The sequence below is a fragment of the Methyloceanibacter sp. genome (assembly GCF_050728395.1).
Classification (GTDB): Bacteria; Pseudomonadota; Alphaproteobacteria; order Rhizobiales; family Methyloligellaceae; genus Methyloceanibacter.
In genome coordinates, this window is record NZ_JBOHJB010000039.1 from 17,991 (window position 1) to 30,101 (window position 12,111).

The 12,111-nt window shown below is 62.0% G+C and carries 10 protein-coding genes; 4 read left to right on the forward strand and 6 right to left on the reverse strand.

Features of this window, described 5'->3' with window-relative positions; genetic code table 11:
• Window positions 1–152 precede the first annotated feature (152 nt).
• Entirely contained in the window at window positions 153–1,637 is a 1,485-nt protein-coding gene (locus ACREC7_RS08870; RefSeq protein WP_431555319.1) for a lipopolysaccharide biosynthesis protein, read from the forward strand.
• 27 nt (window positions 1,638–1,664) lie between these two features.
• On the opposite strand, the gene ACREC7_RS08875 is transcribed toward ACREC7_RS08870, so the two are convergent.
• On the reverse strand, window positions 1,665–2,492 hold the full coding sequence (locus ACREC7_RS08875) for a glycosyltransferase (protein ID WP_431555320.1): 828 nt from the start codon (window positions 2,490–2,492) through the stop codon (window positions 1,665–1,667).
• A gap of 270 nt (window positions 2,493–2,762) precedes the next feature.
• Between ACREC7_RS08875 and ACREC7_RS08880 the strand changes: the two genes are divergently transcribed.
• Window positions 2,763–3,731 (forward strand): glycosyltransferase family 2 protein, encoded by a 969-nt coding sequence (locus ACREC7_RS08880; RefSeq protein ID WP_431555321.1) that lies wholly within the window; start codon window positions 2,763–2,765, stop codon window positions 3,729–3,731.
• Window positions 3,732–3,744: 13 nt separating this feature from the next.
• The gene (locus ACREC7_RS08885) at window positions 3,745–4,773 is read left to right on the forward strand and encodes a glycoside hydrolase family 5 protein (RefSeq protein ID WP_431555322.1); all 1,029 of its coding nucleotides are present in this window, start codon (window positions 3,745–3,747) and stop codon (window positions 4,771–4,773) included.
• A gap of 21 nt (window positions 4,774–4,794) precedes the next feature.
• Here the strand turns inward: ACREC7_RS08885 and ACREC7_RS08890 are convergent, their stop codons facing one another.
• Window positions 4,795–6,099: a hypothetical protein gene (locus ACREC7_RS08890; RefSeq protein ID WP_431555323.1), complete on the reverse strand. Its 1,305-nt coding sequence runs from the start codon at window positions 6,097–6,099 to the stop codon at window positions 4,795–4,797.
• A gap of 250 nt (window positions 6,100–6,349) precedes the next feature.
• Here ACREC7_RS08890 and ACREC7_RS08895 point away from each other — a divergent pair, with 250 nt between their 5' ends.
• Window positions 6,350–7,156, forward strand: a complete 807-nt coding sequence (locus tag ACREC7_RS08895; protein WP_431555324.1) for an FkbM family methyltransferase — start codon at window positions 6,350–6,352, stop codon at window positions 7,154–7,156.
• An 11-nt stretch (window positions 7,157–7,167) separates the two neighbouring features.
• Here ACREC7_RS08895 and ACREC7_RS08900 read toward each other — a convergent pair whose 3' ends face one another.
• Genes ACREC7_RS08900 through ACREC7_RS08915 form a run of 4 tightly spaced genes read right to left on the reverse strand, consistent with a single transcriptional unit; the run spans window position 7,168 to window position 11,678 of the window.
• Entirely contained in the window at window positions 7,168–9,120 is a 1,953-nt protein-coding gene (locus ACREC7_RS08900; protein ID WP_431555325.1) for a WecB/TagA/CpsF family glycosyltransferase, read from the reverse strand.
• A gap of 22 nt (window positions 9,121–9,142) precedes the next feature.
• On the reverse strand, window positions 9,143–9,757 hold the full coding sequence (gene rfbC, locus ACREC7_RS08905) for a dTDP-4-dehydrorhamnose 3,5-epimerase (protein ID WP_431555326.1): 615 nt from the start codon (window positions 9,755–9,757) through the stop codon (window positions 9,143–9,145).
• Between the two features lie 19 nt (window positions 9,758–9,776).
• A complete protein-coding gene (locus ACREC7_RS08910) occupies window positions 9,777–10,820 on the reverse strand; it encodes an NAD-dependent epimerase/dehydratase family protein (protein ID WP_431555327.1) in 1,044 nt (347 codons plus the stop codon).
• 42 nt (window positions 10,821–10,862) lie between these two features.
• On the reverse strand, window positions 10,863–11,678 hold the full coding sequence (locus ACREC7_RS08915; protein ID WP_431555328.1) for a glucose-1-phosphate cytidylyltransferase: 816 nt from the start codon (window positions 11,676–11,678) through the stop codon (window positions 10,863–10,865).
• Window positions 11,679–12,111 lie beyond the last annotated feature (433 nt).

A 12,111-nucleotide genomic window follows, 5' to 3' on the forward strand; every position in this document is an offset into this window, starting at 1 on the left:
TGACCGTCGCCCATGCCGGCTTTGGCGCCTAAGCGAATCCGCCGACATCGTCTCTGATTGAGGTCTGCCGCTGGAGCGATCGCTCCCTTGCGAACTCCGGCCTCGACCGCACGGCCAGCCTTACGACGCCGAATGCGTCCTGGAGCTCCGAAGTGAAGGATCTGAAGGAAAGGACCATTCGCGGCGGCGCCGCGAGGCTCGTCGGGCAAGCCGCAAGGGCGCTCGTGCGGCTGGTCTCGCTCGTGGCGCTTGCGCACCTTCTCGACCCGAGTGACTTTGGCTTGGTGGCCATGGTCACCGTCGTCACCGGCGTTTTCGAAATTTTCGCCACCGGCGGGCTGTCGGCTGCAACCGTTCAGCGAGCGGAGATTTCCACCGCGCAGATTTCCACCCTGTTCTGGTTCAACGTCGCCATTGGGGCGCTGCTCGCTCTCCTTTGCGTCGCGGCCGCTCCCGCCGTCAGCAGTTTCTACAACGATCCGAGAACCGCGCTCATCCTCACTGCCATCGCGCCGGCCTTCATCGTCAATGCCACCGGCGTGCAGCATCTCGCTCTTCTGCAAAGGGAGCTGCGCTATGCCACTTTGGCGGCCATCGAGGTCGGCAGCGAAATCGTCTCCGCCGTTATCGCCATCTCCATGGCCGTTGCCGGATTCGGTTACTGGTCCATCGTCGCCAGCGTCATCGCTTGTCCGTTTGCCATCACCGTCGGCGCCTGGACAGCCAGCGGTTGGATACCTGGGTGGCCGCGAAGGATCGGCGACGTCGCCTCGATGCTGCGCTTCGGCGGCACGCTCACGCTAAACAACCTGATTGTCTTTGCCGCCTACAATTTCGAGAAGGTTTTGCTCGGACGCTATTTCGGCTCCGATGCGCTCGGGCTCTACAGCAGGGCCTATGAGCTCGTGAACCTGCCGACGCGCATCATCAACAATGCCATCGGGGGCGTCGCCTTTTCGTCGCTGGCTCGCTTGCAAGGCGATCCGGTGCGCCTGAAAAGCTATTACCTGAAGGGCTTTTCCCTCGTTGTTGCCATCACCTTCCCGGCGACAATTGCCTGTGCCGTCTTTGCCGACGACATCGTCCTCGTCATGCTCGGCCCGCAATGGACAGGGGCCTCGACAATATTCCGGTTGCTCGCTCCGACCATCCTGGTGTTCGGCATCATCAATCCGACCGCCTGGCTGCTCCAGTCGATCGGCCTGCAGGAGCGAAGCTTGAAGATCGCGCTCGTCCTGTCCCCGCTGGTGATCTGCTCGTACCTCGTGGGCCTGCCCTATGGTCCGAACGGCGTCGCACTTTCCTTTTCCACGATGATGGTGTTGTGGCTGATGCCGCACCTCATTTGGTGTCTGCACGGCACGGGGATTACCGTCGGTGAGGTCCTTTCCGCCGCAGGTCGAGTGTTTTTCTCCGGCGTCGCCGCTGCAATTGCCGGAGCGGCCGTGCAGCATTTCGCCGCGCCGATTCCCTCGGCCATTCTCCGCCTTGCACTCGGGGGGACAGCGATGCTGGCGGTCTATGGTCTCGCTTTGCTGTTCGTCATGAAGCAGAGCGTCTTCTATTTCGATCTGTTGCGAGCCTTGAAGGGGAGCCTTGCCAACGGCCGGCAGGTTGGGCTGGAGAGGGTGCCGTAGTGGACCTTAGGTCGCCCCGAGCTTGACCTAAAGTTTGCCGGTATATCCCTCATAGACCCCGAGCGCCCATAGCATCTTGTAGCGGGCAAGCCGCAAATTCAGGGACGCGAGACCGAGTGCCGCACGCAGCGCGGGCCGCACCAGAGACCGGGCCAGATACGCGGTCGGATAGTCGTAGAGCGCCAGGATCCGGCCAAAACCTCGTGCATATTTCCGCGCGCGGAGCGCATCGGTCTCGCCGACCTGATCGTGATAGACGACGATGTCCCGATAGAACCTGCCGCGCGAGCCCTTGGCCATGGCGTCGAGCAGGAACGCGGTTTCCTCTCCCGACTGGAACGGGCTTGCGGCTCCCACGCCGAGCTCCTCATTGAATCGCAATCCGGCCGCTATGACCGAGCGGCGCACGAAGACGGTGTTGGAGTTTCCGCATCTCCAGACGTTCCAACGATCGATTTGCGAATCCTGCTCGAGGAAGGTGCCAAGCGAATCCTTCCCGTCCGTATCCGTGGTGCGCCCGGTCAGAACATCGATGTCGGGGACGCACGCAAATCGCTTGCGCACCTGCTCGATGAGCGTCCTCGGATAGTGGCAGTCGTCGTCGGGGAACGCGATAAAATCGCCGCGCGCGACGCTAAGCCCTTTGTTGCGAGCGAGTGACAGGCCTCGCGCAGCCTTGACGTGGACGATCGGCATGATTTTGCCGAAACTCTCGACCAGCGCCTGCAAACGGTCGTCCTGGTTCTGATCGACCAGCACGATTTCGAACGCGCGGTCGCTCTGCAGCGCAAGAGACCGCAACAGCCTTTCGAGCGGCGTCGTTCGATCGACGGTGCATACGATGAGGCTGAACATCTGTCTCACGCCTTGTGGGCGGCCGCTTCGAGGGCCGCGATGGTGAGGGCAGGTTAGAGGACCATTTGGCGGGCAGTATGTGGACTTGAGCTGAAGCGGATTGCCAATCCGGGCTACCTCGAACGGGGCATTGGCACGAGGACTGGCGGATGCGACTTTTGTCCATCGGCGCCTGGCGTTTACAGCGCCTGGCGATCAATTGCCCTTAACGATCGGCATCACGGCCGGCGCACCCCGAAACTGTAGGACGTTTCAAGCGAGGGTCATGTCATGGGCGGCATCGACGTCGTCGTTCCCTGCTACCAGTATGGCGGGTTTCTCACCGAAAGCGTCGACAGCATTCTGTCCCAGCCCGTCCCGGATCTTCGCGTTCTGATCGTCGACAACGGGTCCACCGACAATACGCTTGAGGTCGCCCAACAGATCGCCCGCGGCGACTCTCGCGTTCAAATCCTGGCGTATAAGACGAACCGTGGGCAGCACGCGAGCTACAATGCTGGAATCGATTGGGCGTCCTCCGAGTTCTTTATGATTCTCGACGCCGACGACGTCATGGCACCTGGCTGCCTGTCGCGTGTTCGAGACGTGCTGTCTGCCGATCAGAGCATCGCCTTTGCCCACGGCAAGGAGCTCGAAACAGACGTGCCGGCCGCGATCCTCGCCACGCTAGAGGGAAAAGCTCAGCCAAGGGATTGGTGTATCTCGCGCGGAAGAGACTTCATCGACGCGATGTGTCGAGCGGGAAACAATATCGTCGGTGCCACGACGGCCGTAAGGCGCACCAGCATGCAGAAGATCATAGGGTATTATCCGCCGGAGCTTGAGCGCGCGAACGATCTCAACATGTGGCTGCGCCTTGCGACGTTAGGTAATGTGGCCGAGACCAAGGCGATCCAAGGCATTCGGCGGCGTCATGCGAAGCAGTTGAGCGAGTTCTACCGGGACAGGCTGATTTGCGACTTCATGGAGCTTTTCAACAACTTCGAGCATTTTTTCAGGAATGAAGGCGGTTTGATTCGAGGCACATGTGAGGCACGACGCTCCGCCAAAAGAAAAATTGCCAGCAATGCGCTCGTCGCCGGCGTGAAACGATTTCTCAAGGGGCGGGTGGCGGAAAGCGGCGAGCTCTTCGATTTCGCCTTGCACGCGTGGCGCAGATCGCCGGATGATCCACCCTTTGCCGTATCGGATGTCGATCACCTCCATGCGTCATCGTCGCCGTGGCGCGAGTTTGCTTGACGGCACCGCAGCGATGCTTAGCACCATCCGACTTGCCGCGGTTCTTGTTCTCTGCAGCGTGCAAATCGCCAGTGCGACCGGCGCCCCGGTAAAATACACCGGCGTCAACATCGCCGGCGGCGACTTCGGGCCTCAGAACCTGCCCGGCAGATACGGCACCGACTACATTTATCCGGACCACAACACGATCGACTACTTCGCCGCCAAGGGCATGAATATCATTCGCGTGCCCGCGCTGTGGGAACGGCTTCAGCATCAATTGGGCAGCGATCTAGACAGCGCTGAGATGCGGCGGCTCGACGATGTTGTCGGTTACGCGGCCTCCAAGGGAATTCCCGTGATCCTCGATGTGCATAACTACGCGGCCTATCGCGGAGCCATGATCGGAACGAAGAGCGTGCCGGTAGACGCTCTCGGCGATTTGTGGGGCAGGATCGCCCAACGATACAAAGACAACGACGCGGTGGTCTTTGGGCTCATGAACGAGCCGAACAATTTGCCGACCGAAACCTGGCTGCAGGCGGCCAACATCGCCATCGCCGAGATCAGGCGGACCGGCGCAAAGAACCTCATCCTCGTGCCTGGCGTCGGCTGGTCATCAGCACGCAGTTGGGGAGGGGGCGGCTATGGAACGCCCAATGCCGAGGCCATGCTCAAGGTCGAGGACCCCGCCGACAATTTCGCCTACGAGGTGCATCAGTACTTCAATGCCGACTGGACCGGAGCAAGCCCAGACTGCCAGAGCGTGGATATCGGCATTTCGACGCTCGGCCCCGTTACCGAGTGGGCGAAGCAGCACGGCAGGCGCGCGTTCCTGGGGGAGGTCGGCGTCGGCTCCGGCGGCACCTGCCTCGAGGCTCTCGATCGCGTCATGGCTTACATGAACGAGAACAGCGACGTGTGGCTGGGTTGGGCCTATTGGGCGGGCGGCGCCTGGTGGCCCAAGGACTATTTCACCAGTCTCCAGCCGCTCGACGGCAAGGATCGGCCGCAAATGTCCGTGCTCGAGAAATACACTCGGGCCGATGCGGCGACGCGCTGAGCCTGCGTCGCGGGGGCGGCGCTAGGTTTTAACCGCTTCGCAAGAGCCCTGCCGCGCGGGTGCGCGCACCAAGACCTCACGGTTCTGCACCACGGAGAGCGCGCCCATCAGGAACCACAGGAGGGCTGCCGTCTTGATGGTGAATTGCGAGGTTGAGACGCAAGAGATCGCCGCGAAATAGGCCGCGCTCGTGTTGCGGAAGGCGTAGAAGTAGCGGCTGCGGCCGCCGAGCGACATGAACCAAATCCAGAACGCCGCGAAGCCTAGCAAACCGATATTGCTTATGACGTAGGCGAAGCCTGCGTCGGCTGTCGGGGCGCGGGATGCCTCGATGCCCAACCAATTATAGAGATCGAAATCGAGCAGGACGCGGCCGGAATATAAAAGACGGTCCTTGAAAGAATACCCCTCGAGGTATGGCAGACCATGAGGCTCGGCGCCTGACGCGGCAAGGATCAATCCGAAGATCACCACGAACGGCATCGCGAGGACGGCCGGCGTGGTCAGTCGTGGGCTGAGAAGCAGGATCAGGACGCCGACGCCGAGAAAAGCGGCGTTGAACCTCGTGTCCGACAAGATGATGAGGACGATTCCGGCCGCAATCGACCAGAAGCGCAGCTTCTGTTCCATCCTCGATCTGGCAATGGCCCAGAAGGCGATCAGGCAACCGAAATTGCCCAGGCTGATCGGCTCGAGGAACAGTGACGACACACGATGACCGCCCAAAAAGGAGAGCAGCTCGCGCCCCTGTTCCGGAGGCCTCATGCCGCTCAGCATGAGCCCATGGGCCCATTGCAGCGACGGGTCGGCCGCGTCGAGCGTTCCGCGCGCCACGTAATACTCGGTGATGCTGAACACCTTCAAATAGGCGTCGAGATAGAAATATTCGAACAGCGCAAAAAACAGGATGATGACCGTGGCAACGTACACGATGGTGTCGGCGACCCTTATGTTCGAGCCCTTGCCGAGCAGGAGAAACGTGACCGGAATTAGAAAGTCGCGGACGATCTTGAGGTTCATGCCTTCTTCCGGGGAGATCGCCGCACGGAGGAGGGCGAGTACCGTCGTGTAAACGACGATCGCGGTAATGATCAGCGCGTATTTCTGATCGATGATCCGATAGCACGCCAGGATCGTGATCGTGAGGATGAGGGCTTCGGCGCCGACAACATAGGAATTGTTGATCGGAGCGACATGCGTATTAACGAAGCACAACAGCGCATTGAAGGTGATGGCGGCGACGATCAGCAGGCCGGCAAGCCACGTCAACTCGGCGTTGTCGGCGAACACTCGGTCGCGTCGGCCTGCCAGGTCAGTGCTTGTCAAAGGTATTCCCTCTCCTGCCAAGGCTAATTTCTGAGGCTTCGCGCCATTTGAGGGTAGCGCCCAGGCGTGGAGGCCCGAGCAAAAACGAGGTACCCCCTCCGTGGCTCCGATCGCCCAGTTTGTCAGTTGGATTCTCTGAACGCCCGATCATGATGGTGAGGACGCGCGTGCCGGCGCGACCCTTGCGTTGCGTTCGCCAACGCCGAGCTTTGACCCTGTCGCCAGTGCGCGACGAACCGAGGAGAGCGCAATGGACTTGCGTAGCTTCGCCAGGAGCCATCTGCCCGCGCCCGTCAACGACGCTCTCAAGGTCGCCAAATACAATTTCGACCTCTGGACGTTTTCCAAGGAGATCGTCTCGCATCGCTACGGGCCCCATCGCCTGCGGATGCACATCCACGACCGCGTGGCGAAGGAATGGTACGACATGGACTGGGAGCTGCCGCACGAGATTGCCTTTCTCGAGCGCCATGGGCTCGACCAGGGCGCGCTGGTGTTCGATCTCGGCGCGCATCAATGCCTGATCGCGATGATGCTGGCCAAGCAGGTGACCCCGAATGGGCGGGTGATCGCAGTGGAGGCGAACCGCCACAATGTCGACGTCGCCCTGCGCAACATCGCGCTCAACCGCGTCGACAATGTCACCGTCACGCACGCCATGATCTCCAACCGGGCTGGCCGGGACCGGGCCGCGACGAGCTTCAATTCGCGCCACGGCGCCAGCGCCATCGCCGGCGACCTGGTCGACACGCTGACCATCGACGACATGAGCGAGCGCCTCGGATGGCCGAGGGTGGTGTTCATGGATATCGAGGGCTTCGAGATCGAGGCGCTCAAAGGCGCTGCAGAGACGCTGCGCCACCCCTGCACTTGGTATGTCGAATTGCACGGCGACGACACATTGGAGCGTTACGGCTCGGCCAACCGCGATGCTTTGCAGTTTTTTCCTCCCGACAGGTTCACGGCCTATCTCTGCCGCGAGGACGGTCTGGCGTTCCATCCGCTTGCTGGCGACCCGCCGGCCGAGCGCTGCTTCCTGGTGTTCGTGCCTTCGTAGGTTGGTTGAGATCAGGCGGCCTTGCGCCTGGCAATGTCGCGATCGGCAGCCGCATGAGGCTTGGGAAGAATTGCCTGGGCACCACCAACAAAGACCGGGCCAGCGTCCTTCACCCGTGAGCCTGACCACCACTGGCCAAAAATCCGCATCAGGAACAGGGGGTTGCCGATCAGGTAGCGGCCGGCGAGACGGCTTGGCTCCTGCAGCAGGCGATAGACCCATTCAAGGCGCGATCCTTGCACCCAGAGCGGCGCGCGTGGCACATCGCCGGCAACGAAGTCGAAGAGAGCACCGACGCCGATGCCGAGAGCGCAGCTCGTCGCGGCGAGGTGGTTTTTGATAAACAGCTCCTGCTTCGGATTGCCCATGGCGACAAGCACGATGTCGGCCTTGGAGCGGCGAATGAGCTCGGCGATCTTGGAAGTCTCGGCGGCGTCGAAATGGCCGTGATGACAGCCGACGATTGTGTGTTGCGGATACGATGCCGACAGACGATGCGCCGCGCGCTCGGCGATGCCTGGCTTGGCTCCCAGTAGATAGATGCGGTAACGATGCTTCGTCCGCCTCAGATAATTGGGGACGAAATCCGTTCCATTGAGATTTTCCGGAAATGCTGACCCGTAGAGAATCCGGCTCGCGATATCGACGCCAAGGCCGTCGTTGAACACGAGCGCATTCTGTAGCGCCAGGCGGAAAGCCGGGTTCCCGGCGGCGACATTCAGCGTATGGGCGTTGGCGAATGCTACGGCGACGGCGACGCCTTCGCGACTCTCATAGCGCGCATCGATCAGCTTTACGGCTTGGTCGAAGGTTTGCACCTGGACGGGAACGTCGAGAACCGTTTTCACCGCCCCGCCGGTCACCGCATCGTAAAGCTTGGCGTAGTCCTGGTAGACATGCCGCCAATCGAATTCAGCGGCCGCACGCATGCACGCCGCACGCTGCCCCGCATAGTCCGCGGCAATCCCCCCCAAATTCTGGAGAAAACCACGGGCCGCAACGTCCGGGTCCGAATAGTCGATGACCATGCCGAGCCCGGTGCGGGCAACCAGCCGGCGGAAGGGCGGGATGCCGCTCAAGAGCGGGATGAGCCCGGCGGACATCCCTTCGATCGCAGCCACGCCGAAGCCCTCATAGTCCGACGAGCTGGCAAGGAAGGAGCAGCTGCGCATGAGAGCTTTGACCGCCGCATCGTCGGGCGAAGCGACGATGGTCACGGCGCCGCGCAAGCCCGCTCCGTCGTCGAGGGCGCTGACGTCCTCCACCGTCAAATCGCCAGGCCTGCCGGCGATGGTGAGCGTCCATTCGGGATCGCGCTGCCGCAACGCCCACACGAAATCGATCAGGAGGTCGATCCTCTTGTTCTTGGCAAAGCGGCCGATCGCCAACATCGACTTGCGGAAAGTGGCTGATGACCCATCGTGGAACTTCGCAACGTTTGCGCCATTTTCGATGCAAACCATCCCCTTTGGACGCACCGGACGGAACCGTTCGAAGTCTGAGGCGCTGACCGCTGCAATGCCTGCATAGAACGTCATTGACAGCCTGGTGACGGTCGAAAACCAGCGGCGCTTGAGCCAGGCGGCATAGCCGGTATGAAAAAAGCCGCCATGGGTCGACGCCACGAGCGTGCGGCCGTGGATCGGCTTTGTCCAGGCGAGAAAGTCGAAGAAGAAATCGATGGCGTGGACATGGACCAGACCGGCGCCCTTGATGTGCCGGAGCACGGAAGGAGCGATCGGATAGCGGGACGAGCCGAAATACGGAATACGCTCGATCTCGATTCCGTCGAGGGTCTCGCTCGCCGGCAATTTCTGCCGGCTTGCCATATTGAACAGTCGGTCCAACGTCACGACGCGCACGCGGTGACCGGCGCCGACTTGCGCCGATGCAAGCTCGTGCACCACGCTCTCCAGCCCGCCAACGCCGGGATGAAATTGCCTCACGACATGGACGATGAACATTTGAAGCGCGCCTCGACCGCCGCTAGATCGACACGCAGGCGTCTTCCGCAGGCGCCGCGCCAGCCTCCGACGGCTCGGGAAGCATTCTTCGCCGAAGCTTGCCTTCGATCTCGGCAAGCGGCTGAAAGCTGCGATCCCTTGCCGAGATGACCGTCACCGGGAGAGGCCAATCCAGTCCGAGCCTCTCGTCGTCGTAGGGGAGGCCGCCTTCCGCGCTCGGCGTGTAGAGCTCGCTCATTTGATAGCTCGCATCGGTGTTGTCCTGGAGCACCTGGTAGCCGTGGGCGAAACGCTCAGGCACATAGAGCGAGCGCATGTTGTCGGCGGTGAGCTCGACCGCGACATGATCGAGGTAGGTCGGACTTTCCGGCCGCAGGTCGACGATGATATCGAGGATGGCGCCGCGCGTGCAGCGCACGATCTTGGTCTCGGCCGCCGGCTTGTATTGGAAGTGCATGCCGCGCAGCGTGCCCTTCCTCCGGTTGATGGCGATGCTCGCCTGGACGATGTCGGGCTTCAGGCCGCGGTCCTCGAATTCCCGTTGGCAGAAGGTACGGGCAAAAGATCCCCGGTCGTCCTTGCGCGGCTCGAGGTCGATGATGAACGCGCCCTTGAGCTTGGTCTCGGTGAAGAACACGTCCAGGCCGCCTTCAGCGCTAGGCAGCGACGGCGCTGGCGTGCCTCAGGTCAGCCCCGAGCACGCCGTCGCCGATCAGCTTCTGGATGTGGCTGATGCGCTGGTAGCGCGGCCCCTCGAACTCGCCAAGGGTGAGTCCGGATTGCCGATAAGCGGCGAGGAGCTGCTCAGCGCCGCGGCGGGCGTCCCATTGCGGCTTGAAGGCCGGAAGCACGCGGGCAATCTTGGCGAAGCTGACCCGGTAGGACCGCGCATCGGGGCCGGCATCGGTGGCCATCTCGACGCGGCAGTCCGGCACGACATCGGCCACGATCTCGGCGATGCCGCGGATGCGATAATTATGCGCGGTGCTCCCCACATTGAACGCCTCGTTATGCACCCTATCCTCGGGGGCCTCGAGCGCGGCGATGAAGGCGCGGGCGATGTCCTCGATATGGACGATCGGCCGCCACGGCGAGCCGTCCGATTTGAGGTAGATCAGGCCGGTAGTGACCGCCCAGGCCACCAAGTTATTGAGAACGATATCGAATCTGATGCGCGGCGACAGGCCGTAGGCGGTGGCCGGGCGGAGATAGACGGGGCAGAAGCTGTCGTCAGCGAGCTTGGCGATGTCGCGCTCGGCGCGGACCTTGGAGGTGCCGTAGGGCGTCACCGGGTTCAGCCGGCTCGTCTCCTCCACCATCGCATCGCCGGCAAAGCCGTAATTGCTGCACGAAGAGGCGAGCAGGAAGCGCTTGACCTTGGCGGCCTTGGCGACGCGGGCGAGATGCACGCTGCCGCGATGGTTGATGCTGTAGGTCGTGTCAGGGTTGAGATTGCCGAGCGGATCGTTGGACAGAGCCGCGAGATGAATGATTGCATCGAATCCATCAAGGTCCCGCACGTCGGCGTCGCGCACATCTTTGCGGATATGCGGCACCTCGGCGATCTCGCCGCCGGCGGCAAAGGTGCAGCTCTGATAGAGGTCGCTGTCGAGACCAACCACTTCATGGCCCGCCTCGATCAGCATCGGCACCATGACGGTGCCGATATAGCCCAGATGCCCAGTGACCAGCACGCGCATGACTGCTTCTCCTTACGCTTATCGACCGCTTGGCGGCTTGTGTTATCCGGCTTTCCGGCTGACGCTTGCCGCGCTCGCTTGCCCCGCCCTGCCGAGACGCCAGGGCATGCTGCCCTGCTCGACCATGTCCTCGAGGACCTCCTTGTCTTTGAGAGTGTCCATCGGGCGCCAGAAGCCTTCATGCTTGAAGGCGAGCAGTTGATCGGCCTCGATCAGCCGCCGGAACGGCGCCTCGACCAGCTCATCGCCATCCTCGAGGTAGTCGAATATCTCGGAGCGGAATATGAAGAAGCCGCCATTGATCCACAGGTCGGCATCCTGGGTGTGCTTGAGGCAGTTGACCTTGCCGCTCGCCTCCATATCGACGAGATGCAGGCTGAAGGACGGGCGCACCGCGAGGAAGCAGGCGACCTTGCCGCTTTTCTTGAAGGCCTCGGTCATGGCCGGCAGATCGACGTCGGAAAGTCCGTCGCTGTAATTGGCGAGGAACATCTCCTCGCCCTCGACATGGGAGCGTACGGCAAGCAGGCGCTCGCCGATGTTCCGCCACAGCCCCGTGTCGATCATGGTGATGCGCCAGTCGCGCTGGGGGTCGCCGAGGGTCTCGACGGTATCGCCGAAGCCCGAGACCACGCAGTCCGCATAGATATGCGGCCGGTAGTTCAGGAAGAATTCCTTGATGACGTTCGCCTTGTAGCCGAGGCAAAGCACGAAATCGCGGTGGCCGTACTCGCTGTAGTAGTGCATCAGGTGCCAGAGGATCGGCTTGTCGCCGATCGGGATCATCGGCTTCGGGATGTTCTCCGAATAATCGCGAATTCGCGTGCCGAGACCGCCGCAGAACAGGACTGTTTTCATGGCCTTCGCTGTGCCTCAACATTTGCGGCGTCGGCCTGCCCGAAGCCATTGGTCGCTCGAAAGGAGAGCGGTGCTTCGAAATGCGGCCATGCACCGAACAGGATCAAGCAATCCCCCGCGGTACCACTTACGGCCAGTGTGCCTAACCAGCTTGGGCATGCTTCAAGGACGGGCGCGGTTATGCGCAGGCGTGGCATAGGCTCGACGCGACGGGCTTCCCGGTCATCGCCCGGTACCACTCCACGGTTTGTCGAAGCCCATCATCTAAGGAGGTCGTCGCTCGCCATCCCAGCCGTCGAGCAGCATCCAAAGTGTCCGCGGGAACCGTAGGTTCATTGGGGCGGTCGGGCAGGGCGCCGAATTCAGGCTTGAGGTCCTTGCCGACGATGCGCACCAGGCGGCCGGCGATGTCGGAGGTGGAAACGAGCGTTCA